23 protein-coding genes, 2 tRNA genes and 1 pseudogene are annotated in these 26,062 nt (G+C 43.9%); 15 read left to right on the top strand and 11 right to left on the bottom strand.

The window, feature by feature from the left end; translation table 11 throughout:
* Nucleotides 1-298: 298 nt before the first annotated feature.
* A pseudogene (locus tag ACTJKG_RS10050) lies at nucleotides 299-1,297 on the top strand (recombinase family protein); the annotation flags it as partial.
* A gap of 538 nt (nucleotides 1,298-1,835) precedes the next feature.
* On the opposite strand, the gene ACTJKG_RS10045 reads toward ACTJKG_RS10050, so the two are convergent.
* The 3 genes from ACTJKG_RS10045 to ACTJKG_RS10035 form a co-directional block, all read right to left on the bottom strand.
* A tRNA-Leu gene (locus ACTJKG_RS10045) sits at nucleotides 1,836-1,920 on the bottom strand.
* A gap of 51 nt (nucleotides 1,921-1,971) precedes the next feature.
* Nucleotides 1,972-2,044, bottom strand: a tRNA-Gly gene (locus ACTJKG_RS10040).
* Between the two features lie 68 nt (nucleotides 2,045-2,112).
* Nucleotides 2,113-2,595: a regulatory protein RecX gene (locus ACTJKG_RS10035; RefSeq protein ID WP_172335293.1), complete on the bottom strand. Its 483-nt coding sequence runs from the start codon at nucleotides 2,593-2,595 to the stop codon at nucleotides 2,113-2,115.
* A 59-nt stretch (nucleotides 2,596-2,654) separates the two neighbouring features.
* On the opposite strand from ACTJKG_RS10035, the gene ACTJKG_RS10030 reads away from it, so the two are divergent.
* Both ACTJKG_RS10030 and ACTJKG_RS10025 read left to right on the top strand, forming a co-directional pair.
* Nucleotides 2,655-5,117 carry a bifunctional UDP-N-acetylmuramoyl-tripeptide:D-alanyl-D-alanine ligase/alanine racemase gene (locus ACTJKG_RS10030; RefSeq protein ID WP_172335292.1) on the top strand — a complete coding sequence of 821 codons (2,463 nt, stop codon included), beginning with the start codon at nucleotides 2,655-2,657 and terminating at the stop codon, nucleotides 5,115-5,117.
* Between the two features lie 92 nt (nucleotides 5,118-5,209).
* Complete coding sequence (locus ACTJKG_RS10025) at nucleotides 5,210-5,806, top strand: DUF502 domain-containing protein (protein ID WP_172335291.1); 597 nt, start codon at nucleotides 5,210-5,212, stop codon at nucleotides 5,804-5,806.
* Between the two features lie 10 nt (nucleotides 5,807-5,816).
* Here the strand turns inward: ACTJKG_RS10025 and ACTJKG_RS10020 are convergent, their stop codons facing one another.
* From ACTJKG_RS10020 to ACTJKG_RS10005, 4 genes are all read right to left on the bottom strand, one after another.
* A complete protein-coding gene (locus ACTJKG_RS10020; protein ID WP_172335290.1) occupies nucleotides 5,817-7,091 on the bottom strand; it encodes a TCR/Tet family MFS transporter in 1,275 nt (424 codons plus the stop codon).
* Nucleotides 7,092-7,184: 93 nt separating this feature from the next.
* Nucleotides 7,185-8,447, bottom strand: a complete 1,263-nt coding sequence (locus ACTJKG_RS10015; RefSeq protein ID WP_440739101.1) for a TCR/Tet family MFS transporter — start codon at nucleotides 8,445-8,447, stop codon at nucleotides 7,185-7,187.
* Nucleotides 8,448-9,089: 642 nt separating this feature from the next.
* On the bottom strand, nucleotides 9,090-9,797 hold the full coding sequence (locus ACTJKG_RS10010) for a TIGR00730 family Rossman fold protein (protein ID WP_172335287.1): 708 nt from the start codon (nucleotides 9,795-9,797) through the stop codon (nucleotides 9,090-9,092).
* 125 nt (nucleotides 9,798-9,922) lie between these two features.
* Entirely contained in the window at nucleotides 9,923-11,437 is a 1,515-nt protein-coding gene (locus ACTJKG_RS10005) for a sodium:solute symporter (RefSeq protein ID WP_172335286.1), read from the bottom strand.
* A 379-nt stretch (nucleotides 11,438-11,816) separates the two neighbouring features.
* Between ACTJKG_RS10005 and ACTJKG_RS10000 the strand changes: the two genes are divergently transcribed.
* The gene (locus ACTJKG_RS10000) at nucleotides 11,817-13,250 is read left to right on the top strand and encodes a glycoside hydrolase family 76 protein (RefSeq protein WP_440739100.1); all 1,434 of its coding nucleotides are present in this window, start codon (nucleotides 11,817-11,819) and stop codon (nucleotides 13,248-13,250) included.
* A 340-nt stretch (nucleotides 13,251-13,590) separates the two neighbouring features.
* Here the strand turns inward: ACTJKG_RS10000 and ACTJKG_RS09995 are convergent, their stop codons facing one another.
* Complete coding sequence (locus tag ACTJKG_RS09995) at nucleotides 13,591-14,487, bottom strand: DMT family transporter (protein ID WP_172335285.1); 897 nt, start codon at nucleotides 14,485-14,487, stop codon at nucleotides 13,591-13,593.
* A gap of 101 nt (nucleotides 14,488-14,588) precedes the next feature.
* Between ACTJKG_RS09995 and ACTJKG_RS09990 the strand changes: the two genes are divergently transcribed.
* From ACTJKG_RS09990 to ACTJKG_RS09980, 3 genes are all read left to right on the top strand, one after another.
* On the top strand, nucleotides 14,589-16,001 hold the full coding sequence (locus ACTJKG_RS09990; protein WP_440739099.1) for a PLP-dependent aminotransferase family protein: 1,413 nt from the start codon (nucleotides 14,589-14,591) through the stop codon (nucleotides 15,999-16,001).
* 77 nt (nucleotides 16,002-16,078) lie between these two features.
* The gene (locus tag ACTJKG_RS09985) at nucleotides 16,079-16,624 is read left to right on the top strand and encodes a hypothetical protein (protein WP_440739098.1); all 546 of its coding nucleotides are present in this window, start codon (nucleotides 16,079-16,081) and stop codon (nucleotides 16,622-16,624) included.
* A gap of 3 nt (nucleotides 16,625-16,627) precedes the next feature.
* Nucleotides 16,628-16,834 (top strand): helix-turn-helix domain-containing protein, encoded by a 207-nt coding sequence (locus ACTJKG_RS09980; protein WP_090464456.1) that lies wholly within the window; start codon nucleotides 16,628-16,630, stop codon nucleotides 16,832-16,834.
* A gap of 45 nt (nucleotides 16,835-16,879) precedes the next feature.
* Here ACTJKG_RS09980 and ACTJKG_RS09975 read toward each other — a convergent pair whose 3' ends face one another.
* A complete protein-coding gene (locus ACTJKG_RS09975; RefSeq protein WP_440739097.1) occupies nucleotides 16,880-17,083 on the bottom strand; it encodes a hypothetical protein in 204 nt (67 codons plus the stop codon).
* A 257-nt stretch (nucleotides 17,084-17,340) separates the two neighbouring features.
* Here ACTJKG_RS09975 and ACTJKG_RS09970 point away from each other — a divergent pair, with 257 nt between their 5' ends.
* Nucleotides 17,341-17,772 carry a hypothetical protein gene (locus ACTJKG_RS09970; RefSeq protein WP_440739096.1) on the top strand — a complete coding sequence of 144 codons (432 nt, stop codon included), beginning with the start codon at nucleotides 17,341-17,343 and terminating at the stop codon, nucleotides 17,770-17,772.
* Between the two features lie 75 nt (nucleotides 17,773-17,847).
* Here the strand turns inward: ACTJKG_RS09970 and ACTJKG_RS09965 are convergent, their stop codons facing one another.
* Nucleotides 17,848-18,486 carry a hypothetical protein gene (locus ACTJKG_RS09965; RefSeq protein WP_440739095.1) on the bottom strand — a complete coding sequence of 213 codons (639 nt, stop codon included), beginning with the start codon at nucleotides 18,484-18,486 and terminating at the stop codon, nucleotides 17,848-17,850.
* A gap of 254 nt (nucleotides 18,487-18,740) precedes the next feature.
* Nucleotides 18,741-19,574: an alpha/beta fold hydrolase gene (locus ACTJKG_RS09960; RefSeq protein WP_440739094.1), complete on the bottom strand. Its 834-nt coding sequence runs from the start codon at nucleotides 19,572-19,574 to the stop codon at nucleotides 18,741-18,743.
* Between the two features lie 87 nt (nucleotides 19,575-19,661).
* On the opposite strand from ACTJKG_RS09960, the gene ACTJKG_RS09955 reads away from it, so the two are divergent.
* From ACTJKG_RS09955 to ACTJKG_RS09925, 7 genes are all read left to right on the top strand, one after another.
* The gene (locus tag ACTJKG_RS09955; protein WP_440739093.1) at nucleotides 19,662-20,459 is read left to right on the top strand and encodes a helix-turn-helix domain-containing protein; all 798 of its coding nucleotides are present in this window, start codon (nucleotides 19,662-19,664) and stop codon (nucleotides 20,457-20,459) included.
* 235 nt (nucleotides 20,460-20,694) lie between these two features.
* The gene (locus ACTJKG_RS09950; RefSeq protein ID WP_440739092.1) at nucleotides 20,695-21,141 is read left to right on the top strand and encodes an SRPBCC family protein; all 447 of its coding nucleotides are present in this window, start codon (nucleotides 20,695-20,697) and stop codon (nucleotides 21,139-21,141) included.
* A 119-nt stretch (nucleotides 21,142-21,260) separates the two neighbouring features.
* Complete coding sequence (locus ACTJKG_RS09945; protein ID WP_440739091.1) at nucleotides 21,261-22,262, top strand: GlxA family transcriptional regulator; 1,002 nt, start codon at nucleotides 21,261-21,263, stop codon at nucleotides 22,260-22,262.
* 408 nt (nucleotides 22,263-22,670) lie between these two features.
* Nucleotides 22,671-23,693, top strand: coding sequence for an alpha/beta hydrolase family protein (locus tag ACTJKG_RS09940; protein ID WP_440739090.1), 1,023 nt, complete (start codon nucleotides 22,671-22,673; stop codon nucleotides 23,691-23,693).
* 49 nt (nucleotides 23,694-23,742) lie between these two features.
* On the top strand, nucleotides 23,743-24,360 hold the full coding sequence (recR, locus tag ACTJKG_RS09935; RefSeq protein ID WP_172335275.1) for a recombination mediator RecR: 618 nt from the start codon (nucleotides 23,743-23,745) through the stop codon (nucleotides 24,358-24,360).
* A gap of 3 nt (nucleotides 24,361-24,363) precedes the next feature.
* Nucleotides 24,364-25,197: a glycosyltransferase family 2 protein gene (locus tag ACTJKG_RS09930; RefSeq protein WP_440739089.1), complete on the top strand. Its 834-nt coding sequence runs from the start codon at nucleotides 24,364-24,366 to the stop codon at nucleotides 25,195-25,197.
* Nucleotides 25,184-25,999, top strand: a complete 816-nt coding sequence (locus tag ACTJKG_RS09925) for an SDR family oxidoreductase (RefSeq protein WP_440739088.1) — start codon at nucleotides 25,184-25,186, stop codon at nucleotides 25,997-25,999. Before ACTJKG_RS09930 ends, ACTJKG_RS09925 begins: the two co-directional genes overlap by 14 nt.
* The last annotated feature ends 63 nt before the right edge of the window (nucleotides 26,000-26,062 follow it).

Here is a 26,062-nt window from a genome sequence, read left to right as displayed (position 1 = left end):
GGACAAAAACATCCGCTCCCAGGAGCCTATCTGTACAACAACTTTACTCTCTTTCAAACCCTAACTCAGAGGGGTCACTTTAGATTGGCGAAGAGGGGTCAATATCATTGGTATATCCACTTTAGCGAAGGATGGAACTTATATGAAAGTTGAGAAAAGAGGAGTGACCCCGGAAATGGCGGTTAGAATTTTGGAAAAGCACGGCACAATTGTAACCTTAGAAGAAGCCAGAATGATTTTAGAATTTATGTATAAAATTGGTAAATTATCTGTAAATCAATACGTTAAAATTTAGGAAATGATGCGGATAGCGGATTTGTATATTAGGGTAAGTACCGACGAACAAGCCGATAAAGGGTATTCACAACGAGATCAGGACGAGCGTTTGCACAAGTATTGTGAGATCAATGGAATTACGGTAAGGAAGGTAATCTACGAGGATCATTCGGCCAAAACGTTTAATCGGCCGCAATGGAACAAATATCTTACAGAAATCCGCAGGCAAAAAGGCACGGGTGTTAATCTGGTGCTCTTTACAAAATGGGACCGGTTTAGCCGTAATGCCGGGGATGCCTATCAAATGATCTCTACCCTGCTCAAATTAAGCATTGAACCACAGGCTGTTGAACAGCCGCTTGACCTCGAAATTCCTGAAAATAAAATTATGCTGGCCTTTTACCTGGCTGCCCCGGAGGTTGAAAATGATCGGCGGGCTTTGAATGTTAAACACGGCATGCGCCGGGCGAAGAAGGAGGGCAGGTATATGGGTGTTGCACCTGTTGGCTATGATAATAAGATGCGCGAAGATGGTTCGAAATATATTGCGCCTAATCCCGTTGAAGCGCCTTTTATGCAATGGATTTTTCAAACAATAGGTGATGGCGTATTTGCGCCTGATCAAATCCGCAAAATGGCCAATGCCCAGGGTTTTCCCATCAGTCGGATGAATTTCTATCGGGAGGTAAGAAACCCGGTGTACTGCGGGAAAATTGTCGTAAGCCAATTTAAAGACGAGGATGAACAATGGGTGCAAGGGTTGCATGAACCGCTCATTTCGGAAAGCTTGTTTTATAAAGTTCAAGATATACTTAATGGACGTAAGAGGGTGTTAAGGGTGCAAGCTGTGAAGGTTCACGAGGGCTTGCCCCTACAAGGCTTCCTGGAGTGTGCAACCTGTGAGCGTCAGCTAACCGGTAGCGCGTCTAAAGGTAGGAACGGCTTTTATTATTACTACCATGCACAACACGCCTATGGTTGCGGGTGCAGGTACAAAGCTGATGTACTTAACGAAGCTTTAGAGAAGGAATTAAAAAAGTTTATACCAATCGATGGCATGGCAGAGCTGTATCAGCTGGTCATAATAGATATTTATAAGGCACATAAGGGCAGCACGCGCGACGAACGCAAGAAGATTAATGAACAGATCGTTAAACTTCAAAGTAAATTAGCCAAAGCAAGGGAGATGGTTTTCGATGAAAAACTGGATGCGGAGGACTATGGAATAATGAAGAAAGATTGTGATGAAAAGATTAAAAGGCTGGAAATACAATTGATGGAGGCGAAGGTACAAAAATCGAACACTATCAGTATTGATAGAATGGTTTTAAAGGCCGTAGAGGTACTTTCTAAGCTGGAAATGCTCTATAAAGATGGCGATGTCTTGAAGAAAAGGGAGATAATTGGTTCGATATATCGAGAAAAACTGTGTTTTGACGGAACGGAATATCGAACCGGTAGATTGAATGATGTTGTTAGGCTTATCTTTCAGATTAACAAGAAGTTATGTGTAAATAAAAACGGGAAAGATCGATTGCCAAATCGTCTTTCCCGTCAGGTACTCAGAGCGGGAATCGAACCCGCACTCCGTTTACGGGAACAGGATTTTAAGTCCTGCGTGTCTACCAGTTCCACCATCTGAGCAGGTGTTAACCTTTTAAAAATAAAGCCCATCTTTTTGAAGGAAGGGCTTTGAGCGAAAGACGAGATTCGAACTCGCGACCCCGACCTTGGCAAGGTCGTGCTCTACCAACTGAGCTACTTTCGCGTTGGGAGTGCAAATATAGACAGAAAACCATATTCTGCAAATAGAAAAATTTATTTTTTTAAAGTTTTTTATAAGTCGTTGTTTTTCAAAACTTCAACTATAAGGTCGGCTTCATATCCGCGGCCCATAGCGTATTGTTGTAGTTTGTAACGGCGTTTAAACTCATTTTTTTCGGTTACCGATGTCGCTTTCTTTTCCAGCAAACGAGTCAACGAAGCCATATAATCGTCAAGATCAATGGTTAAGAGTGCCTTTTTGATAAGTACATCCGGAACACGTTTCAGTTTCAGGCCTTGTTTTATTTTGATTTTGCCCCAGGCTTTCTGGCTGAATTTACCTTTTACATAAGCTTTAGCAAAGCGGTCTTCATTCAAAAAGTTTCCTTCTATTAACCGGCTGATGGTTTGTTCAACAGCATCGGGCCAAAGGCCCCATTCATACAGCTTATCACGTACTTCCTGTTGCGAACGTTCCTGGTAGGCGCAAAAATGTTCGGCCTTGGCCAATGCTACTTCCGGGTTGCTTATCTTGATCTTTTTGGGCTCGTCCATTAATGTCAAAATTCGTTAAAAATTCTGCTATTGTTAGATAATATACTCAAATTCGTGGCATGCATAATAATCAATACACCATCACTGAGGTAAAGGTCATCATTAACGCCGAAGGTAATATTGTAAATGACAGTGTTATAAGTACCCTGCTTACCGATAGCCGCAGGATCAATAACGCGGCCGAAGGATTGTTTTTTGCATTGAGTGCCCGCCGCAACGGTCATGAATTTGTGGCCGAAGCTTATGCCGCTGGTGTGCGTAATTTTGTGGTTAAACATGGGCCCGAATTTAACCTGCCCGGGGCCAATTTTTTACGGGTTGATGATCCGCTGACTGCTTTACAGGCGCTGGCTGCTGCTCATAGGTGTCAGTTTAAGTTACAGGTAATAGGCATAACCGGGAGTAATGGCAAAACCATTGTAAAAGAGTGGCTGTACCAATTACTTACCGCCGATAAAAATATTGTACGTAATCCTAAAAGTTACAACTCACAAATTGGCGTGCCACTATCGGTATGGCAAATCAACGGTCGTAACGATCTGGGGATTTTTGAGGCGGGTATTTCCACGGTAAACGAGATGGAAAAACTCTGGGCTATGATCAGGCCACAGATAGGTGTGTTGACACATATTGGTTCGGCCCATGACGAGGGGTTTACCAACAGGCGCCAAAAAGTACTGGAGAAGCTGTTGCTGTTTAAAAAGAGCAAGCAGTTGATCTATCATTACGATGATCTGCTGGATTATCAGAAGGATATCCCGGTAAAAAATACTTTTACCTGGAGCCGCAAGTTCAAGGTGGCCGATCTGTATGTTTTCAGCGAAACCGTGATCTCCAAAAAGTATTACCTGAGGGCCTATTATCAAAAAAAAGAAATTGAATGCCTCATCCCGTTTTCAGATCAGGCTTCGGTAGAAAATGCCATTACCTGCTGGGCCGTTATGCTGGCCATGGGCTATAGTCCGGCCGAGGCTGATAGGCGCATTGAACGCCTTAACCCGGTAAGTATGCGCCTGGAGCTGAAAAACGGCATCAATAATTGTTCGGTTATTGACGATACCTATAACTCCGATCTGCAATCGCTGGAGATAGCGCTCAATTTCCTGGGGCAGCAAAACCAGCATCAGAAAAAAACACTTATCCTGTCGGATATTTTGCAATCGGGCTTGCAGCAGGATGTGCTGTACTGCCAGGTGGCCACGCTCATCGGTACCCAAAAAATAGATAGGTTTATTGGCGTTGGCCCGGCGCTAATGAACAACCAAACCTGCTTTGCACTGCCCGAACAGCATTTTTTTGCTGATACTACTGCATTGGTACAACAGCTCAAGGCGCTTAATTTTAAAGAAGAGACTATCCTTATCAAAGGTTCGCGTAGCTTTGAGTTTGAGCGTATCAGCAGTGCCCTTACGCAAAAGGCGCATGAAACCATCATGGAGATCAACCTGAATACGCTGTTGGGTAACCTCAATTTTTACCGCTCCAAATTAAAGCCGGGTGTAAAAGTGATGGCCATGGTCAAAGCGTTTTCGTACGGCAGCGGCACTTTTGAGGTGGCCAATATGCTGCAATACAACAAAGCCGACTACCTGGCCGTGGCTTATATTGACGAAGGCGTGGCCCTGCGTCAGGCAGGTATTAATCTGCCGTTGGTGGTACTTAATCCGGAGGCATCTGCATTTGATAAACTGGCCGAGCATAAACTGCAGCCAGTGATTTATAGTTTTGGTCTGCTGGATGATTTTGTATCCTATAGCCGTGATCACGGTCTGTCTGGCTATCCGGTACACCTGAAGATCGATACGGGCATGCACCGCCTGGGTTTTGAGGGCTTTGAGATAGATATGCTGTGCGATATGTTGGAGCAAAACCGGTATATCCGGGTCGAATCGGTATTTTCGCACCTGGTAGCCAGTGAGGCGCCGCAACATGATGAATTTAGCAAAACGCAGATCAAACGTTTTGAAAAGGCTTTTAAAGAGATCGAGAAAACATTGGGTTATAAGGTGATCAAACATATCTGCAATACCTCGGGCATTATCCGTTTCCCAGGTGCACACTATGATATGGTGCGATTGGGCATAGGCTTGTACGGTATAGATTCGTCGGTACAGGCTTCGGAGCAGGCTCTGCAGCCTGTTGCCCGCTTAAAAACCAGTGTGGCCCAGGTGAAAAAAATACCAGCAGGAGATACGATTAGTTATGGTCGTAGTGGAAGCTTGCCAAAAGATGGCAAAATAGCCACTGTACGTATTGGCTATGCCGATGGTTACTTACGCGCTTTTGGTAATGGCATTGGTAAAATGCTGGTAAAAGGTACGCTGGTGCCTACTGTTGGTAACATTACCATGGATATGTGTATGCTGGATGTAAGCGGCCTGGATGTAAGCGAAGGCGATGAGGTGATCATTTTTGATGATAAGCACCGCATTGAAGAACTGGCCAAGCAAATAGGCACTATTCCGTACGAAATATTAACTAATGTTTCACAACGGGTAAAAAGAGTGTATTTTTATGAATAGAGTATCAAGTAGATAGTATCAAGTATCAAGATATCTTGCTTCTTCAATGTCAAAAGGAAAAAGTCGTGATACTTGATACTAAAAAAATAGATATGAACAGATTAGCGGGTGCGTTATTAAGGTATTTTGTAAAAGGGTTATTGGTAGTAGTACCTATAGGCGCCGCATTCTTTTTGATTTACTGGGCGGTGTCAACCATTGATAAAGCGCTGAATCTGAGTGATGTGTTGTGGGTTGATAAGGAGGGTAAGCACGTGTACATTCCCGGTTTGGGTATCCTGAACGTGGTGGTAGTGATCCTGATAGCAGGCATATTGGTAACCAATGTGATCACCGATCCTATAAAGCGATGGTTTAACCGCTGGCTTAACCGGTTGCCGCTTATCAAATTCCTGTATTCATCTATTAAAGATCTGACCGAAGCCATTGTAGGGGAGGAGAAGAAGTTTAACGAACCTGTTATTGTGGAGGTGAATGAATTTGGGTTAAAAAAAATAGGCTTCATTGTGCAAAAGGACTTGGAGACACTTGGTTTACCTGGCGAAGTTGCCGTTTACTTTCCATATTCTTACTCCTTTGCCGGGCAGGTGGTGATCATATCGGCCTCCAAAGTAAAACACCTCGACAAAAACGCTGCCGACATGATGAAATTCGTTATCTCAGGCGGAGTAAGCGGTTTGGATCATTAAGCTGAAAACCTTAGGCATTCGACTCTAAACTTTTTTCAAGGTTTTCTGCTTTCGGCTTTAAGCCTTGGGCTCTTTTAAAGCTTCTGATGGCTAAAAATGTGCTGATCAGCATGAGTAAAGCGCCCAGGATATAAGGCGCCCCCGGAAAATAGGTGGCTGTATTGCGATGGGTGAACAGGTGGAAAACCGAGCTCATTAATAAGGGGCCAATGATAACAGCCACACTGGTTAAACTGGTTAAGGAGCCCTGCAATTCGCCCTGTTCTTTGGGCGATACGGTACCGGTGATCAATCCCTGCAATGCCGGGCCGGATATGCCACCCAGGCAATAAGGTATCATATACAAATACATGAGCCAACCATGATTTGCAAAAGCTATCAGTGTTAAACCAAGCGTATAAAAAAGCAGGCCTGCCACAATGTTTTTTTCCTGCCCGAATTTAGGGATGGTATAGCGAATCAATCCGCCTTGTATGGCCACCAGCACTACGCCTATAAAAATACCCAGCGTTCCGATATTGGGCAGTGTCCAGTTAAATTTTTCGATCAGGAAAAAGGATAACACATATTCAACAGCTTTTTGGGCTACATATACCAGTGAAAATGATGCCACCAGACCAATAAGTGCCGGATATTTACCAAGGTTGCGTAAAGAACTGATAGGGTTTGATTTTTTCCACTCAAATCTTCTTCGATTTTTGACGGCCAATGACTCGGGCAGCACAAAATAGCCGTAAGCCGCGTTGATAAGCGCGAAAGCGGCTGCTGCCATAAAAGGGAATTTTACATTGAGCTCTCCCAGGTAAGCACCAAGCCCTATCCCGATGATAAAGCCCAGGCCTGATGCCGCACCCACCAGCCCGAAGTTGGCCGCCCGGTTTTTGCCGGTACTGATGTCGGCTATATAAGCGGTTGCGGTGGAGTTGCTGGCACCCGTGATACCCGCGATGGTACGCCCCACAAAAAGCCAGCCTATGGTAGGTGCAAAAGCCATAAAAATATAATCGATGCCAAAACCAAGTAGCGAGCTTAGCAGCACTGGTCGCCGGCCATACCTGTCGCTCAGGTTACCCAGCACCGATGAAAACAGGAATTGCATGGAAGCGTAGGTGAACGTTAAATAGCCATTGTACTGGGTAGCGGTACTTACGTCAATATGGCCCAATGTTTCCAGTAATTTGGGCATTACCGGTATGATGATCCCCAGACCAAGCACGTCTACAAATAAGGTAACAAATATAAATCCCAGCGCGGCCGAGTGCTTTTTTTTAGGTTTGTCGGTCATTAAAAGTATAAAGCATTAAAAGGGGGTAAAAGTTTTTGCACTGCGCATTTTACACTTTTACCCCGGGTATCTTATTTTAAAAATAGACAAATTTTATGGTATCGATTCTACTTTTAATTCCTCTTCCCCCACTGGTGTGGTTTTAACGTTCCTGAAGCTTCGTATTACCAGTACTGTGCTTAGCAACATCAACACAGCCCCTGCCATAAAAGGTGCCCCGGCAAATTGTACGGGCGCGTTCTTGCTGGTGAAATAAGCAAACAGGGTGGTCATCATCGGTGGTCCAATGATGGTTGTAGCACTCATTAAACTGGTTAAGCCACCCTGCAGCTCTCCCTGTTCGTTGGGAGGCACTTCCTGGCTGATAATGCCCTGTAAAGCCGGACCTGCTATACCACCCAGGCAGTAAGGAACCAATATGGCAAACATCATCCAGCCTTTGGTGGCAAAGGCAAACAGGAACAAGCCGAGGCTATAAAGCAACAGGCCCATCCATATACTTTTTTGCTGACCAAACTTAGGAATGATGATCCGGATAAGCCAGCCCTGTACCAGTGCCGACATCACCCCAACAAAACCCAGTGAATAACCTACCCAAGCCTCGTTCCAGCTGAATTTCTCCATGGTGAAAAACGTCCATGTACTTTGTACAGCCTGGGCTGCAATGTATATCAATATCAACGATACTACCAGCCCGCTAATAGTTGGATATTTTCGTAATTGTATCAGTGAGCCCATAGGGTTGGCTCTTTTCCACTCAAATTCACGGCGATGATCCATTGACAGCGACTCCGGTAGAATGAAAAAGCCGTATAAGGCATTGATCAAAGCCAATACCGCAGCTGCTATAAAAGGCAGCTTGGTGCTGTATTGTCCCAGTATACCACCTAATACCGGACCTATGATAAAGCCCAGGCCAAAGGCTGCGCCAATGAGCCCGAAATTTTGCGCCCGCTTTTCAGGTGTGCTGATATCGGCAATATAAGCCGAGGCGGTAGTAAAACTGGCTCCGGTAATACCGGCAATGAGCCTGCCTACAAAGAGCCAGCCTATAGATGGTGCAAAAGCCAGGAAAGTATAATCGATACTAAAACCCAGTAATGATGCCAGCAACACCGGCCTGCGACCGTATTTGTCACTTAAATTACCCAGCAGCGGGGCACAGATAAATTGCATAATGGCATAAGCAAATGCCAGCCAGCCTCCATAACGCGAAGCATCGCTCAAATTACCGTGAATGAGATGCTGTATCAATTTAGGCAGTACAGGTATGATGATGCCAAAACCAATAATATCTATCAGCAGGGTAACAAAAATAAATCCTAAGGCGGCCTGGGGTTTAACTTTAGTGCTCATGAGTATATGTTTTTGCAAATTGTTTACAGGTCAAATTTACCACCGCATACCCAAAGCTGAAAGGGGCTATTACGACACATTGAGGGGTACATCGTGACATAATGTGATCTTCCGGATAATAAAATCAGTATAGGGGGAGCGGCTTAAAGATAGAAAAGACTCATTAAGGTACTATTTGTTACAAATGATTTTAAAAATAAATGTATTAGCCCCCTTTCCTGGTTAGGTAAATGTGTGCACAGTGATAAATAAATAGCTAATAAATAAAAAGCAGTATTAATTGTTGGATAATATTTGGAAATATTGTTCCTGAATCTTTAAATTAGGATAGTTTACTTATTTCCTGTTACATTTTTAATCACATAATATTTATTAAAAACTTCACAACTATGAAAAAATATGATACAAACAAACTTTCAAGAAAACAAATGAAAGGGGTTATGGGAGGGGTACTTCAGATGGATTGTTACTGTTTAACCAGTCACGGTGAACCGACTTCGACAGGATATGGCTGTGTTACTGTTGATGGTTGTACAGCGACAGCTGCTGAGGTGTGCTCTTCGGGCCAAGCTAAGTGCTTTTCTATAAACCCATCATAAATAAAAAGCCCCGGTTAACCGGGGCTTTTTATGTGCTTGAATATTAAAAGTTCGGTTTCAATACGTACTTGTTGTAGAAACGGGTTATATGTTCTACGGCTTCTTCGGCGGTATCAACTACACGGTACAGGTTCAGATCGTCGGGGTTGATGTTGTGCTGTTCGGCAAGCATTTTTTCTTCTACCCAGTTAAACAGGCCTTTCCAGTATTCCACCCCAACAAAAATGATGGGGAAACGGGCAATTTTACCGGTTTGTATCAGGGTGATGGCCTCAAATGATTCGTCCATAGTACCAAAACCGCCGGGCAAAATGATAAAGCCCTGCGAGTATTTCATGAACATCACCTTGCGGATAAAGAAATAATCAAACTCCAGAATCTTATCCCTGTCGATATATTTGTTATGAAACTGCTCAAACGGCAGTTCGATATTTAAACCTACCGATTTGCCACCCGCTTCATAAGCGCCTTTATTAGCAGCTTCCATAATACCTGGCCCGCCACCTGATATTACGCCGTAACCATGCTCGGTAAGCAGGCGGGCGGTATCCTCGGCCAGTTGATAATACCGGTTATCATTATGGGTGCGTGCCGATCCGAATATGGATACGCAAGGACCTATCTTAGCTAGTTTTTCAAAGCCGTCAACAAATTCGGCCATTATTTTAAATATCTGCCAGGAGTCGGTAACCTTTATTTCCTGCCAGTTCTTGTTCTCAAACGCTTGTCTTATCTTTTCTTCGCCTGTCATTGTTTTTTATTATTAGTCCGGAAGATTGTTTCTTCTATTAGTCCAGAAGATTAATAACGTAAAAATATAATTATGTTTCGCTTTGCAGGATAAATTATTGTTCAAATTGTAGTGCGGTCACTCATTCACGCAGCTATTGGGCTTTTGGGTTTTCTCGGCTTTTTTTTCCTTTGCGGTTTTTCTACCGATGTGATCCAGAGTCCCACAAAAGTAATGAATCCGTTTACAATGATCAGTTCGTTACTGAAAACATAACCCTCTAAAAATTTGGCCGATTCGGTGCTTAAAAAATAGCATATCGCTGGTGATATCAAACAAATAAAAGGCACCAGCTTGTCGCGTACCTGCATATTGCTCATAAACAGGCCAAAGGAATATAAACCCAGCAGTGGCCCGTAGGTATAAGAAGCTACCGCGAATATGGCACTTACCACGGCATCATTATTAATAGCATTAAATATGATAATGGTCAAAAACATGAGCCCCGAAAAGGCGATGTGAACCCCATGCCTGATGCCCACCATTTTTTTGCTGTTAAGGTCGCCCTTTTTATTAAAGTTGAGGAAATCGACACAGAATGAGGTTGTTAATGCGGTGAGAGCCGAATCGGTAGTGGCAAAGGTGGCGGCAGTTAGGCCCAGCATAAACACCATGGCCGGTACTATACCCAGGTATTTGAGGGCGATAGTAGGGTACAGGTAGTCGGTTTTATCTACATGGATACCGTATTTGTTGGCATACAGCCATAGTAAAGCACCCACGCTTAAAAAGAAAATATTGATCACTACAAATACCCCCGTAAAGCTGAACATGTTTTTCTGCGCCTCTTTGATGTTTTTAAGGCTCAGGTTCTTTTGCATCAAATCCTGGTCAAGTCCCGTCATACCTACGGTAATAAACAAACCACCCAGGAAAGCTTTGGTAAAATGGAGCTTGCTGCTCAGAAAATCATTAAAGAAAAATATCTTGGAATAGCTGCTGTCTTTAATAGCATTAGCAGCTTCAAAAATATTCATGTGCAGGCTCTGGCAAATAAAATAGATCGACAGAAATACCGAGAGCACCAGGAAAAAAGTTTGCAAACTATCGGTAATGATAATGGTTTTTAAGCCACCCTTAAACGTGTACGACCAAATAAGCAGCAAACAAATAAGCACTGTGACAGCAAAAGGGATATGATAACTATCAAAAATGAATTTTTGCAGAACGATAACTACCAGGTAAAGCCTGAATGCCGAGCCAATAACCCTGCTGATGAGGAATATGCCTGCCGCAGTTTTATAGCTCCAGGTACCCAGGGCGCCCTCAATATAACTGTAAATAGAGGTGAGTTTGAGCCGGTAATACAACGGCAGCAGCACGGTGGCAATAATGATAAAGCCAGCTGCATTACCCAATACAAATTGAAAGTAAGAGAACTGATCGCCGGATGGGGCACCAACTTTGCCCGGTACCGAAATAAAAGTAACACCACTCAAGGCTGTGCCGATCATCCCGAAAGCCACCAGGTACCACTTGGAATTGCGGTTGGCTACAAAAAAAGTATCGTTATCTGATGATTTTTTGGACGTGAGCCATGATATGATCAGCAATACCAAAAAATAACCAATAATGAATGAAAGTAGAATTCCGGGCGACATATGTTTGTTTTAAGTCTGTAAGACCGAAAGCCGGGGAAGTCCGTGTCTCGGTTTATTCCGAAAGTCGGAAACTTTTTTTACAAAAGATAATTTTGAATTCGGAATTCGGATGTTTGAATTCGGTTGTTTTTGTTTGAACCGGGTTAAAACCTCCCTTGCCTCCCGTTCACTCGTTGCAAACGAGCGCAAGTAGATTGCAAACCGGCTCAGTCAGAAAACATTCACTAAATCAATAATACACTAATTAAACAAAGGTTAACGTCGCGGTTAATAAACGGGTTAACGATTTTTTTATGAGGCTTAACCTCAGTTTAAGTATTGGTTCGCCTTATTATTGTTATCAATAATAACCAATTATTAAACCTTAATACCGAAATCTATGAATGTACAAAAAACTTTCTTTTTTGTGGTTTGGGGCGCGTGCGCCACATTGCTGAGTTGTAGTAAAGCCAGGGTTATCCCTCCAGATACAGCTGGTACCGATGCAATCGGCAAACAGCAACAGGTCAACGTACTCAACCTCGCCAACTCCAATGAATCTATTGCCGACCTGGCTTATTCGGCTTTTGACGCAGCCTGTTTTAACCCCAATACTAACCTGTATTACAGCACCACTAATAAGGATGGTATAGCTGCGATATGGACGCAGGCTATCTATTGGGATATGGCCATGGATGTGTATAACCGCACCCGGAAGCCTGCTCAACTGGCCCGGGTAAACGCCATGTACCAGGGCGGCTTTAACCAGTACGATGGTTATAACTGGAACAATACCACCACCTGGTTTATCTACGATGATATGATGTGGTGGGTAATGGCTCTGGCCCGTGCTCATCAGCTTACCGGTAACCCTGCTTACCTGCAAAATGCCAAGGCTGGTTTCGATCGGGTTTGGGCTGGCTCTTATGATCCGGTTGATGGCGGCATGTTTTGGGATTTTAATCATAGCGGTAAAAATTCCTGCATCAATTTCCCAACCGTTATAGGGGCCATGCGCCTGTACAATATCACGCATGATAAAGCCTATTTAACCAAAGCGCAATCCATTTATACCTGGGCTAAAACCAACCTTACGGATGCCGGCACCGGCCAGGTTTATGATAATAAGATAGGCAGTAACCCTCCGGGTGGACAGGCTTATACTTATAATGCGGGCACTGCCATTGGCGCTGCTTATTTGCTGTACAAACAATCGCATAATGCTGCTTACCTGGCCGATGCCAAAAGATATGCCGATTATGTAAAAAATAACCTGTGTACCGATGGTATACTGCCTGCCGAAGGCGATTTTAACGAGCAGGGTGTTATGAAAGCCATATTTGCCGATTATATGATGCAATTGGTTAACGAAGGAGGTCAAACCCAATACCTGGACTGGATCAAACAAAACTTAACCACCGGTTGGCTCAACCGCGACAGGGCACGCAATCTTACTTACCGCAATTATGCGGTGACCTGTCCAACAGGTTATATCCAATCGTACGAGGCCAGCAGCCTGGTTACCTTTTTGCAGCTGTTCCCTAAAAACGTTTGCCTGTTTCCACCGGGAGTAACATTTTATGCCAATACCATGTATGGTGGCACCGCCACCAAGCCTATCCCGAAGGGCAGTTATACGTTAGCGCAATTGCAACAGTATGGTTTTGTAGATAACTGGGCATCATCTGCAAGCATACCTGATGGCTGGACGGTGACCATGTACAGCGATGATAATTTCCAGGGTACTTCCTGGCAGCTCGATGCCGATACCCCGCATTTTCCGAATCTTTCGCCCACGGCTAATGATGTAGTATCGTCGATTAAAATACAATAACCTTTACTTATTAATCACAAGGCCCCCGTTGCAAAGCGGGGGCTTTTGTTTGATGATGGTTTTCAACCCGCGGTTGGTGCTATCATTGCACCATTAAGGCCACATTTGTATTGTGGGGAGCGATGATAACACTGATCACGGCTGAATAGTGTAAAGAAAGAGAAATACCCCCTATGCGCGAAGCGGAGATAGGGGGCGAGCGTGGTGATGTCGGGGTAAGTCGAATTATTATATTTACATACAACCGTATTTCATATTCAGCACATAGCCAAACTCATGTTTATCAGTAGCGGTAGATATATTTGGTTTTTTATAAATAATGCTTTTGTAGATTAATGAGTTACCTGGCAAATTTTTTTGAACCGGCGACACAAAGGATTACCCCAATGGTAACGCCCACCATACCCAGGCTCACCTTTTCGTGTAGCAAAGTGGCCGCCAGGGCTAAACCAAAAAATGGCTGTAATAGCTGTAGCTGTCCCACGGCGGCTATACCTCCCTGCGCCAGTCCGCGGTACCAGAACACGAAACCAATAAGCATGCTGAACAGGGAAACGTAAGCCAGCCCGGTCCATGCCGCTGTATCAACTCCGGCGAATGATTTGGGCAATAAAAAGAACATCGTAGGTATCACAAAAGGTAACGATAGCACCAGGGCCCAGCAGATCACCTGCCAGCCACCCAATATTTTGGAAAGTTTTGCCCCTTCGGCATAACCAAGTCCGCATAAGATGATGGATAACAGCATCAGGATATCGCCAACGGGCGATGCAGAAAGCCCCTGGATAACCGCGAAGCCTACCACAAACAAACTCCCCAATACCGAGAAGATCCAGAATACCGGCTGAGGTCGCTCACCGCCACGCAATACGCCAAATATGGCTGTAGTGAGCGGTAAAATCCCCAGGAATACGATGGAATGGGCCGAAGTAATATGCTGCAGGGCCAGGGCACTTAATAAAGGGAAGCCGATAACACAGCCTATGGCTACAATAACCAACGAAAAAATATGCCCCCTCGCCGGGCGCTTCTCTTTAAAGATCAGTAGTACACAAAGAGCAAGCAGCCCCGCGATGGTGGCACGGGCAACTGTTAAAAATAAAGGATTAAAACCCAGTACAGCCACCCGTGTTGCAGGCATCGAACCGCTGAATATGAGTATACCGATGAATCCGTTGATCCAACCGCTGTTACTGTTTGCTGCTAATTTGTCGGGTAATGCTTTACTGCTGATCATGATATGATGGTTAATTATTATGGTTACAAAAATAAATAGCACATAATAAAGGTTACAGACTCAGTTTTGTGTATTTTGATGGATACAGTTATATTTACAGCATGAGCAAGGATTTTATTTACAGTGAAATTGCAAACGGAATTGCCGCCCAGATCAGCAGTGGGGTTTTGCAGGCGGGCGACAAACTGCCTTCTGTACGCCTATTATGTAAGGAGCATGGCATCAGCATGAACACCGCCAAGCGGGTTTTTCTGGAGCTGGAAGCACAATCGCTGGTCGATTCCAAACCGCAATCGGGTTATTTTGTGAGCAGCTTGCCTTATCTCAAACTTCCGCTGCCCGAAGTAAGCCGGCCATCGGCCTTGGCTACTAATAGCGAACCTAACGAATTGATCAGCAAGGTATATGGTAATATGGGGAATAGCGGGCTCACGCTTTTTTCCATCAGCGCGCCATCTGGTGATCTGCTGCCGCTGGCCAAGCTGAAAAAGGAAATTGTACATGCCACGCGGGAGCTTAGGGAAGGTGGTACGGCCTACGAGCCCTTACAGGGTAATATAAAACTGCGCAGGATGATAGCCGTCCGTTCCCTGGCCTGGGGAGGGAACTTGCACGAAAATGACCTGGTTACTACCGGTGGCGCCATGAACGCGGTTTCCCTTTGCTTGATGGCCCTCACAAAACCGGGCGATACAGTTGCCGTGGAAAGTCCTTGTTATCCGGGCATTTTGCAACTGGCCATAAGCCTGGGCTGTAAGATACTGGAATTGCCAACACACCCGGTTACTGGCCTGGAGATTGAGGCCTTAAAACAGGCTATCCCCAAAATTGATATCTGTTTGCTGGTGCCCAACTTTAATACACCGCTGGGCAGCTGCATGCCCGATGAACATAAAAAAGAAGTTGTTGAGCTGTTGGCCAGACATCATATTCCGCTGATTGAGGACGACATCTATGGCGATCTATATTTCGGTACGCAGCGACCGAAATGCTGCAAAGCTTTTGACCAGGGAGGCAATGTTTTGTGGTGCGGCTCCGTATCCAAAACCTTGGCGCCGGGTTACCGGGTAGGCTGGGTAGCCCCGGGCAAATACAAGGAAAAATTACTCAAGCTAAAACTCATCCATTCCATATCCTCCTCATCTATTGTACAGGAAGCCGTAGGTAATTTTGTGACCACGGGCAAGTACGAAAATCACCTGCGCCAGCTTCGCCGCGTGATACAGGATAATTATCAGCGTTATATACCGGCCATAGCCCAGTACTTCCCGGAAGGCACCAAAACCAGCCGGCCACAGGGCGGGCTTTCGCTTTGGGTAGAATTCCCCAAAGGAATTGATACTGCCAAACTGTACGATCTGGCTATTAAACAAGGCATCAGCATTGCCCCCGGACGGATGTTTACCCTGCAGGATCAGTTTGAAAACTGTATGCGGCTCTGCATCGGCCTGCGTTGGACGAACGAGCTCCAATTTAAGCTAAAACAGCTGGGCAATTTGGCCAGGATGATTTGATATTTCAATAAAAAATTATTGATTATCAATAAATATTTATCTATAATTGTATTGTTGTTTTTAAAAATGAAACCGTTATGGAAATTACTACCAAACGAACGCTGACAGTATTGCTCGTACTGGCGTGGATAATATTTGTTGGTATATGTATTGAAGCCGGTGGCTTTATAGTAAACGCTTCTTTTGCACTGGTGAATCCGTCTGTGGTGAAACATCTTTGGCATGAGGCTGATCTGTCGGCGCTCCTGGCGTATAATACCTGGTATTTTTTTGCTGCGATGCTGCTGATGAGCGTTGTTGTCATACTGAAAGCCTGGTTGTTTTACCTCATCATCAAAATACTGCACGATAAAAATTTCAATCTGGCCCAGCCTTTTAACGGGGTGCTGAGGCGCTTTATTTTTAATATAGCCTGTATCACCTTTATGATAGGCCTGTTCTCCTGGTGGGGCGTTAAATATACCAGTTGGCTAACGGGGCAGGGGGTAGCTATACCCGATATACAGGATTTACGCCTGGGCGGTGCCGATGTGTGGCTGTTTATGAGTGTTACCCTTTTTGTGATAGGGCAGATATTTAAAAGAGGGGTAGAGATGCAGGCCGAAAACGAATTAACTATATAAGCCATGCCGATCATTGTAAATTTAGATGTGATGATGGCCAAACGGAAAATGTCGTTAAATGAGCTATCAGAAAAAGTTGATCTCACGTTGGCCAATCTTTCTATCCTCAAAACCGGCAAAGCCAAAGCCATCCGTTTCAGTACGCTCGAGGCCATTTGCCAGGCACTCGACTGTCAGCCGGGTGATCTGCTGGAGTATTCGAAAGAATGATTTCGCTCAATTGCCGGTGCACGCGTGCGCCAGGCAGGGAAATGTTTATTTATTTACTCCCCTCAAAATAGAATGATATTCTTCCTCAGGTTTAAGAATATGAGGTAATTCTTTACCTTGTTCCTCTGGTGCATTTTCAGCGTTCTGTGGAGATGATCCACTGTTATTGGTATCCTGGGGAGTATCTTGATTTAGTTTATCCCCTCCATCGTTAGGTGTAGGAACAGCATCTTGGTTTGTTGTGTTCATGAGTAAAAATTTAGTGGTTATGCAACTGATTATTAAGTAATAAAGTTACTATGCCAACTGGAAACAAATCGCAATAACTAAGTATTTTTTTCATTCATTTTTGTGCGAATTAATTATGAAACCATCCGCATTTCCCACCCTTGCAGTAGCGGGATATTCAAAAGAATGAATTCAAGCATTTGCGATTTGGCATAATCTGATAACTTTGTTTTAACCTTTAGTATTCAGTATAAACAAGAACCATTATCACCATAAGCATGGAAAACATTATCAGTATAAAAACATTAAAAAACGCGGAATTGCTGCTGCGCATCACCATGAGCATCACCCTGCTGGTTGCCGGTATCAGTAAATTTTGCAGCCATGGTAATTTTCATAAATATTACCTCAAGCAGTTTACCAACCCCGGCCTGCGCATCAACCTGCCCTCGTCCCTGTTTGATGTTTACTTGAGCCTGATCCCCTTTTTAGAAGTTGGCATAGGCATAGCGCTGATCGCATCCATCAAACGCCGCTTTTTTATCGTGATATGGATCATTTATTTTATTTCCCTGGAAGTAGGCCACTACGTTTTAGAAGAATTTACCTCTGTAGACCTGCTTATCCCCATCATCCTGTTCGGCGTAGCGGCGTATATACTGCCAGGGTATGAGTTTGCTGGTGGGAAGAGTGAAGAAGGGAAGGGTTAGGAGGATGACGTGTGCTTTTATACTGAGCCCACAAGCGGGACGCTTGCGGTAGCAGGGGAATTCGACCTGTAAATTTTAAAAATTTGCTGGTTTACTACGCTTTACTGCAATTTTGGTATAAACACGTTTCATAGGCTTGTTTTGCGCAGCGTTACCAAGTTCATCGGTCACTTTAAAAGCTTTCGTAACTAATTCTGACCATTCCGATGAGTCGTGTAGTATTTCAGTGATCATACCTCCTACCGAGTATGTATCAAGGTTGGTCAATATATGAAATTTGATATAGCCCGGAAGAAGATCGTTGGTATTCTTTCTTTTCATTCGTGCAAAGTGATATTGGGCGGTTGCAACAGCTTCAATAGCGGCAGAACTCAAATCAACCGTATCGCTATCCCCAATATTTTTGCGGGTATTTTTGGAATTAAACGCCCAAACCTTTCCATCAGAGAATGCAACAACAGTTTGCAATACATCAGAAGCATGTATTTCCATTGCCAGTGCAAAAGCAGTTTCTTTATCATTGGGGATGACTATGCTTAAGTCCTCAGGTTTCAGCGCAAATGTTTCATCTCTCATTTCAAGGTATCTCTCGTAACGGTAGTCCGCTATTTCTTCATCTACCTTGTCGGAACGCTTTTTTTGATAGTACAGATATAATAGTCTTCCGAAATGGAAAAATATCAAGGCTCCAAAAAACCAGTAACCTTCTTTCATTTTACAGCTTAGGTTTTACACTCCTAAGCTACAAATTTTTCAATTTTCCTATGGCCAAAAAGTCAGCTGTATCATAAAAACGTTTTTTAAACAGTTACAGTAATTATTGTCCTAAGCCCCTTTTGCCACGGCAAGGGTCGCCTTTGTGGCTATCATGCTAAGCTATACCATTTATGTGTACCACAAGCGGGACGCTTATGAGAGCGGGGAGGAGAACAATGTTTTTAAAAATATATTTAAAATACTCATCTGAGCTATCCTTTCATAAAATCAATGATACGTGCTGCCTGTTCTACCACCACATGCCCCATACCCGGTATGATGGCAGATTGCAATAACGGTATATTCAACTCCAGGCGTTTATTGATAGCGATAACAGATCTGACCACATCTTCAGTTCCACCGATGGAATAAACTGGCATGGTTAATTGCTGTAATTCAGCGTCGGTAAACAGGTATTCCTTTTCAATGCGCGCTTTGAAATGCTCAGCTATCAAGCCCATCAATTGTTTGATCTCTGGCTGAATGACCTGCGTGCCTGCTACCAGTTTATTGATGCGATCTTTCATGCCCAATAAAGAGTAAATGATCGCTTTTAAAATAAAGCCGGGCTTAGTTTTGACGATGCCGCCGGTGGCCAGTAGGGCAATTTTATTTACCCTACGGGGATGTAAAGTAGCAAAACGCAGCGCTGTCCAGCCACCCTGAGAGCTCCCGAGTAGATTTACCTTTTCCAGCTTTAGGTAAATCAAAACATCTTCCAGCCATTCTGCATAACCTGGCCCGTTCCAGGCCAATCTATTAGGTGCACTTTTGCCTGCTTCGCCCGGGATATCCAAAATATAAACCCGGAAAGCGCTGGCATAGGCCTGTATGTCGTGTTTAAAGAATAAGGCATTTGCCGCCGCCCCATGCAGCATAATTAATGGGGGCAAATCAGGACCTCCGCAAACAATAGCAAAGGTATCGCCATGCCTGGTTGGTATCGTTAATTCTTCGTGGTCAACAGGCCAATTGGTCAGTACCTGATCATAACAGACCAATAATTTATTTTTCCCTTCCCCGGTTTTAAATATCAAATTTTTCATGCCTCAAAATTACTTTTGAGGTGCAGGCCATGATTGTAAATAATGGACATCTATTAATAATTCTTATTACATTTATCGGCACTGACAATGCAATCCCAACTATATGATATTGCCGGGGAGTTACAACCTTACTTGCAAAGAATCGGTTATACCGACCTTAGCGGCTACCAGGGATTGCATCCATTTATCCGGTTTTTACCAGACACCTGCGTTGAACTGTTTATCAAACTGGGAAAAAATCCGGTTGCTATTATTAAGCAAAATCAGGAGTATCTTATTTCGGATAGTTTTGTGACTTACCGTATGAATGAGGTGCTCGATCTCCAGTTTCTGCCCGAGGCAGCATGTATCACTATCCAGTTCAAACCAGGTGCGGCACATCACTTTTTTAAGGCACCATTGGAGCAGTTTGCAAATCATATAAGCCAGTTTCAGGCGCTTTGGCCCAATGTGCAAAACGATTTGTTTGATCAATTGGATGTTTTACCATTTATTGATCAGAAAGTAAACTTTATTCAAGAGTTTTTGACCATTGAGCTTAGACGGCATTTTAAAGATAACGAGGATTTCCAGACGGCGCATGCGCAAATCATCAACCAGCGCGGAAATGTTCAAATCAAGTCGCTTGCGGCTGATGTTAAGATCAGTCAGCGTCAATTGGCCCGTAATTTTCATTATTTTACAGGTTTGTCTCCCAAAGCCTACGCAAAGGTATCCAGGTTTATAGCGTGTTTAGCCGAGTTAAAGAGCTCTCCCGGCAAAAGCCTCACCGATATCACTTATGAAGCCGGTTTTTATGATCAGGCGCATTTTATCAATGATTGTAAAAACTATACAGGCTACACCCCTGGCGAATTGCTGGGTGCCAAATATGTCATTTATTAAGAATCATATATTACCGGTAGTATCCTGCTTAGCCACGCTATCCTGAGTCAGGAAGTTTGAATGATGATGCTTTTGCTGCCGCAAGCGGGACGCTTGCGGCAGCGGGGGAATCAAGATATATTGTCCTAATCACCCCCTGGATTTGTCCATATTGCACAGTAGTTTGAACTGCGCCATTCCATATTTTTGTAAAAGAAATTAAACATAATTTTTAATCATAAAGCAACAATAACTTATGGCAGATATTTTGCATAGAATTGGAATCAAATCGTCAAGTATTGATGAGGTTTATAATGCGTTAACTAGTAGAAATGGCCTTGCAGGCTGGTGGACAACTAATACCCAGGGTGATGGCAAACAAGTGGGCAATATTCTCGAATTTCGTTTTGGGGATGGGGGTTTCGATATGAAAGTTATTGATATTATTGCGCCCACCAATGTGCTTTGGGAAGTTATCTCAGGGCACGAAGAGTGGGTTGGTACCACAATCAGTTTTGAATTGAAACATGATAATGATTATGTTATAGTACTTTTCAAACATCAGAATTGGAAAAAGCCAGTAGAGTTTATGCACCATTGCAGCACCAAATGGGCCATATTTCTGATGAGTCTGAAATCGCTTGTGGAAACCGGTAAAGGTGCTCCCGCACCGATTGATGTCAAGATTGATAATTGGAATTAGCACGTGTGGATAACATCGTTAGAACCATCCTGATATAAGCAGTCGCACGGATTTTACTCGGATATTTAACAGGTTGATTCTGAATTAAATTATCCTATATCTTTACCTGAAATTTTATCATGAAGCAGGTAGTTATTATCGTTCCCAGTGGCAACATTGATATTAGCAGTATAACAGGTTCATTCCATGTTCTGAACTGGGCAAATGAGTACTGGCAAAAAATGGGTCACCGGCCAATGATTGAACTACGTTTGGCGGGCGTTGAGCCGGAATTGAAACTGGATATGGCTTTCTTTTCGATTCATCCTTTAAATGTGAACGAAATAGGAAAAACGGATCTGCTGATTGTTCCTTCGATTAACCAGGATTGGGATGCTGTTATCAAAAAAAATAAAACACTCGTCACCTGGATCAAAGAGCAATATGAAGGCGGTGCTGAAATTGCAAGTATTTGCACGGGTGCATTTTTATTGGCTGAAGCCGGGTTACTGGATGGGAAGAGCTGTTCTACACATTGGGATGCGGCAGACAAGCTAAAGCAGCTGTTTCCAACTATTCGCGTTCATACCGACATACTTACTGTGGCAGAAAAGGGCATATACACCAATGGTGGCGGATACTCATTTTTAAATCTGGCTTTGTTCCTGGTGGAAAAATATTTTGGCAGAGAGGTCGCTATTTTGGGTTCCAAAATGTTTCAGATTGACATGGATAGAACATCACAATCACCTTTTGCTATTTTTAAGATGCAAAAGAATCATGGTGATGAAATGGTTTACCAGGCGCAAACTTACATGGAAGAGAATTTGAGAGAAAGAATTTCTTTTGAAGAGCTGGCTTCAAAACTTGCAACCAGCCGGCGAAATTTTGACAGACGTTTTGTTAAAGCTACCGGTAATACACCTATAGAATATTTGCAGCGCGTAAAAGTGGAAGTGGCGAAAAGTGCTTTAGAAAAAGAGAGAAAAACTATTTTTGAGGTAATGAGTGAAGTAGGTTATACAAATGATAAAGCTTTTAGAGCAGTTTTTAAAAGAATAGCAGGCATATCTCCTTTGGAGTACAAAACGAGGTATAACAAGAATATTCCGGACCACCATTTCGACTTCTTGCTGCCATAGGTGCCTCGCTTACCTCATTTCCACATCCCACAAAAGTTTCGTATCTTTATACAAACACCAGCCCGGTTACCCTGCAAAAAGGATAACCGGGCTGTTTAGTTAAGAGCAAAATAGGACAAAAAACCGGCCGTTTGGTATGCAGTTATTTGACATTCAGTTTTTTAATACTTTTTAAAGTTTTCAAAACGCATCAAAAATTTGTTAAAAAGTGTTAAAATGGCGTTAAAATTTAGTTAAAATGGCCAAAAAGCAAACGTTTTTACCCCTGTTTTGACTAAAAAAGTGTTAAAATCCGGGGTTTAAAAAGTCCCCCGGCACCAATTTTAACGATTTTGATTTATTGACTTTTGTCAAACTCAACACCGCCCCGCCACCGGATATTTGCGACAAGTGATAGATTGAAATTCAATGAAAAATATAGTACTTGTTTTATGCCTGCTGGTAGGCGCCCAAATAGCCCTTGCGCAAACCGTCAAAGTTGGCACTACCACCCGTGATTTTGCCGATAACAGCCGGAGCAATTGGCTGGGTACGGGTCCGCGGCCGTTGCGTACGGTGATTTGGTACCCGGCGGGTAGTGGGGGTGTAGCGGAGCAAATTGATGATCCACAGCAGTTTGCATCGCCAGTAGGCGTATACCGTAATGCAGCCATAGCGGATAAGCGTAAGTGTCCGCTCATCATGATCTCGCATGGTGCGCAGGGCAACCCGGTGCAGATGCGCTGGTTGGGCTATTACCTGGCTGCCAGGGGTTTTATAGCGGTCGTGGTGGCCCATAACGGTAGCAACCAGGAAGAACGCCGTACAACAGAAAACAACCGCACACTGTCTGACTTTTGCATGTGGGAGCGTCCCCGGGATATCTCGGTAGTGCTGGATAAGATCCTTGTAGACAGTGAGTTCAAAACACGGATAGATACCAGTAGAATAGCTGTAGCCGGCTTTTCGCTTGGCGGGGCCACGGCCATCTGGCTGGCAGGGCCAATATTCAATATGGACAGCCTGGTAAAAAGCGAACCCCAACCGCCTGCCCAGATCCGTGCAGCCATTGATAGGCTCATCGCCTTGTCTAAAACCGATCCGGTGATAATCCAATCGGCTAAACGTCAGGGAAATTCGTTCCGTGACCGGCGTATCAAAGCTGTTTTCGCGCTGGGGCCGGCGATCGGGCATGCGTTTAGCCGGGAGAGTCTGCAAAGTATAACCGTGCCTGTACAAATTGTAGTTGGGGATGCCGACCTGATAGCTCCCAAAGAGTTGAATGCGGAGTATTATACAGAAAATATTCCCACAGCCAAAAAACTCATCGTTTTGCCCGGCGAGCGTGGGCATTACACCAAACCACAGCTGGCCCATGAACGCCCGGCCGAATTACAGGAGGTTAGCGAGATAGCCTATCAATTTTTTATGAGCACTTTAAAGCTAAATTGAGGGTGTGCCTGGTTTTTCTGAATTGCGGGTTATTCCTTAACTTCGTGCTATGAATTTTTCGTCCAAATTGCTGGAGAATGCCGTAGCGGAGTTTGCCAAACTGCCGGGAGTAGGACAAAAAACCGCCCTGCGCCTGGTGCTGCATTTGTTGAATCAGGATAAGCAAGAGGTAGAGCAGTTTAGCAAGGCTATCAGTAAATTACGCAACGAGATACAGTTTTGCAGTGTGTGCCATAATATTTCCGATCAATCGGTATGTGAGATCTGCTCATCACACAAGCGCGACCATAGCCTGATATGCGTGGTAGAAGATACCCGCGATGTGATGGCTATTGAAAACACCAACCAGTACAATGGCGTATACCATGTGCTGGGCGGTTTGATATCGCCTATGGACGGCATCGGGCCATCTGATCTGCAAGTGGATACTTTAGTGGAACGGTTGAAGGCAAATGAGACCAAAGAGATCATTTTTGCCCTTAGTGCAACCATGGAAGGCGACACAACTTTGTTCTATCTTCATAAAAGAGTAAAAAGTTTCAATATTACTATCTCGACCATTGCCCGTGGCATAGCTTTTGGAGGTGAGTTGGAGTACGTTGATGAGATTACCTTAGGGCGATCCATTGCTACACGTGTTCCGTATGAAAACTCACTGACAAAGTAAAAAATGAAACTATCGGTTATCATTGTTAATTATAATACCTGCAACATGCTTCGCCTGGCGCTTAACTCTGTTGTTAGAGCTGCTCAAGATGTTACGAATGAGGTTTTTGTGGTTGACAATGGTTCGACAGACCGGTCGTTAGCTATGATTCAGGAAGAGTTTCCGGTGGTAAGGGTTATTGCGAATGCCAAAAATGAGGGTATAGCCAGAGCTTATAATCATGCCTTGAAACTGGTTTCGGGAGAGTATGTTTTAATGGTCAATGCGGATACTATTGCAGGCAAAAAGACCATTGAGAAAGCCTTGGAATTTATGGATATGCATGCCGATTCAGGCGGACTTGGCGTACGCATGATTACGCCCGAAGGCCGTTTCCTGAAAGAGTCAAAACATGGTTTTACCAGGCCCTGGGGCATATTTTTTAAAGTGACCGGGCTGGCCAAATATTTTTCAAAATCGCGCCTTACTGATGTACAGCGTAAAGATTGGGTAGAAGAGTTTCAAACCTCCGAAACTGATGTGCTGAATGGTGCTTTTATGCTGTACCGCAAAGAAGCCCTTGACCTGGTTGGCTTACTTGATGAGCGTTTCCATCTGTACGGATATGATATCGATCTGTCATACAGGATAAGGCTTACCGGGTTTAAAAATTACTATTTTCCAAAAACATATATCATCAACTTTAATACAAGGGCTAATGCAAAATTAAGCTTTGCTTACATCAGGGAATTTTATGGTGCTATGATTATATTCGCCACAAAATACTTGTTTAAGGTGCCCGAAATAAAAGTGGAGGGCTTACCGCGGCTTTACCCTCCATCATATGAAGTTGAATAATAAAATCGTTATCATCACCGGCGCCTCATCGGGCATTGGTAAATCATTGGCTATTGAATGTGCTAAACGCGGTGCAAATATAGTATTGGCGGCCCGTCAATACGTTACCCTTTGCGAAATAGCACAGGATCTGGAAAAACAATATAACATTAGAGCCCTTGCCGTGCAATGTGATGTAGCTATCGAGCAAGATTGCGAGCACCTAGTAGGGCAAACAGTAACCACTTTTGGTAAAATTGATGTGCTGATCAACAACGCGGGTATCTCCATGCGGGCGTTGTTCCAGGATGCCGACGTTGAGGTATTAAAGACTGTAATGGACGTTAATTTCTGGGGGACAGTGTACTGCACCAAATACGCCTTGCCTGAGATTTTGAAAACCCAAGGCAGTGTGGTTGGGGTATCGTCCATAGCAGGTTATAAGGGTTTGCCTGGCCGCACGGGCTATTCGGCTTCTAAATTCGCTATGAATGGCTTCCTGGACTCCATCAGGGTAGAAAATTTAAAAACTGGCGTACATGTGTTAACCGCTTGTCCGGGCTTTACTACATCAAACATCCGTAACACCGCCCTTGCGAAAGATGGCAGTCAGCAGGGCGAAAGCTCTATGGACGAAAATAAAATGATGCCCAGCGAAGAAGTAGCCCGGATCATAGCCGATGGTATCGAAAACCGCTCACGCACGCTCATCATGACAGGGCAGGGGAAACTTACCGTATTGCTCAGTAAGTTTGTACCATCATTTTTAGATAAAATGGCGTATAAAGTATTTTCGAAGGAGAAAAATCCGTTGCTGAGATAGATTATTGGTTCATTAGCTCATTTGTTCATTGGTCTGGATTTACTCATTTATATCAATGAACTA

Source organism: Mucilaginibacter sp. 22184 (genome assembly GCF_052045695.1).
GTDB lineage: Bacteria > Bacteroidota > Bacteroidia > Sphingobacteriales > Sphingobacteriaceae > Mucilaginibacter.
This window is presented reverse-complemented; position numbering and strand designations above follow the sequence as displayed.

What these genes read in the sequence shown, in the direction of transcription:
- ACTJKG_RS10035 (WP_172335293.1), bottom strand. Translation starts at nt 2,595, where the DNA reads ATGGACGAGCCCAAAAAGATCAAGATAAGCAACCCGGAAGTAGCATTG.
- ACTJKG_RS10030 (WP_172335292.1), top strand. Translation starts at nt 2,655, where the DNA reads ATGCATAATAATCAATACACCATCACTGAGGTAAAGGTCATCATTAAC.
- ACTJKG_RS10025 (WP_172335291.1), top strand. Translation starts at nt 5,210, where the DNA reads ATGAACAGATTAGCGGGTGCGTTATTAAGGTATTTTGTAAAAGGGTTA.
- ACTJKG_RS10020 (WP_172335290.1), bottom strand. Translation starts at nt 7,091, where the DNA reads ATGACCGACAAACCTAAAAAAAAGCACTCGGCCGCGCTGGGATTTATA.
- ACTJKG_RS10015 (WP_440739101.1), bottom strand. Translation starts at nt 8,447, where the DNA reads ATGAGCACTAAAGTTAAACCCCAGGCCGCCTTAGGATTTATTTTTGTT.
- ACTJKG_RS10010 (WP_172335287.1), bottom strand. Translation starts at nt 9,797, where the DNA reads ATGACAGGCGAAGAAAAGATAAGACAAGCGTTTGAGAACAAGAACTGG.
- ACTJKG_RS10005 (WP_172335286.1), bottom strand. Translation starts at nt 11,437, where the DNA reads ATGTCGCCCGGAATTCTACTTTCATTCATTATTGGTTATTTTTTGGTA.
- ACTJKG_RS10000 (WP_440739100.1), top strand. Translation starts at nt 11,817, where the DNA reads ATGAATGTACAAAAAACTTTCTTTTTTGTGGTTTGGGGCGCGTGCGCC.
- ACTJKG_RS09995 (WP_172335285.1), bottom strand. Translation starts at nt 14,487, where the DNA reads ATGATCAGCAGTAAAGCATTACCCGACAAATTAGCAGCAAACAGTAAC.
- ACTJKG_RS09990 (WP_440739099.1), top strand. Translation starts at nt 14,589, where the DNA reads ATGAGCAAGGATTTTATTTACAGTGAAATTGCAAACGGAATTGCCGCC.
- ACTJKG_RS09985 (WP_440739098.1), top strand. Translation starts at nt 16,079, where the DNA reads ATGGAAATTACTACCAAACGAACGCTGACAGTATTGCTCGTACTGGCG.
- ACTJKG_RS09980 (WP_090464456.1), top strand. Translation starts at nt 16,628, where the DNA reads ATGCCGATCATTGTAAATTTAGATGTGATGATGGCCAAACGGAAAATG.
- ACTJKG_RS09975 (WP_440739097.1), bottom strand. Translation starts at nt 17,083, where the DNA reads ATGAACACAACAAACCAAGATGCTGTTCCTACACCTAACGATGGAGGG.
- ACTJKG_RS09970 (WP_440739096.1), top strand. Translation starts at nt 17,341, where the DNA reads ATGGAAAACATTATCAGTATAAAAACATTAAAAAACGCGGAATTGCTG.
- ACTJKG_RS09965 (WP_440739095.1), bottom strand. Translation starts at nt 18,486, where the DNA reads ATGAAAGAAGGTTACTGGTTTTTTGGAGCCTTGATATTTTTCCATTTC.
- ACTJKG_RS09960 (WP_440739094.1), bottom strand. Translation starts at nt 19,574, where the DNA reads ATGAAAAATTTGATATTTAAAACCGGGGAAGGGAAAAATAAATTATTG.
- ACTJKG_RS09955 (WP_440739093.1), top strand. Translation starts at nt 19,662, where the DNA reads ATGCAATCCCAACTATATGATATTGCCGGGGAGTTACAACCTTACTTG.
- ACTJKG_RS09950 (WP_440739092.1), top strand. Translation starts at nt 20,695, where the DNA reads ATGGCAGATATTTTGCATAGAATTGGAATCAAATCGTCAAGTATTGAT.
- ACTJKG_RS09945 (WP_440739091.1), top strand. Translation starts at nt 21,261, where the DNA reads ATGAAGCAGGTAGTTATTATCGTTCCCAGTGGCAACATTGATATTAGC.
- ACTJKG_RS09940 (WP_440739090.1), top strand. Translation starts at nt 22,671, where the DNA reads ATGAAAAATATAGTACTTGTTTTATGCCTGCTGGTAGGCGCCCAAATA.
- recR (WP_172335275.1), top strand. Translation starts at nt 23,743, where the DNA reads ATGAATTTTTCGTCCAAATTGCTGGAGAATGCCGTAGCGGAGTTTGCC.
- ACTJKG_RS09930 (WP_440739089.1), top strand. Translation starts at nt 24,364, where the DNA reads ATGAAACTATCGGTTATCATTGTTAATTATAATACCTGCAACATGCTT.
- ACTJKG_RS09925 (WP_440739088.1), top strand. Translation starts at nt 25,184, where the DNA reads ATGAAGTTGAATAATAAAATCGTTATCATCACCGGCGCCTCATCGGGC.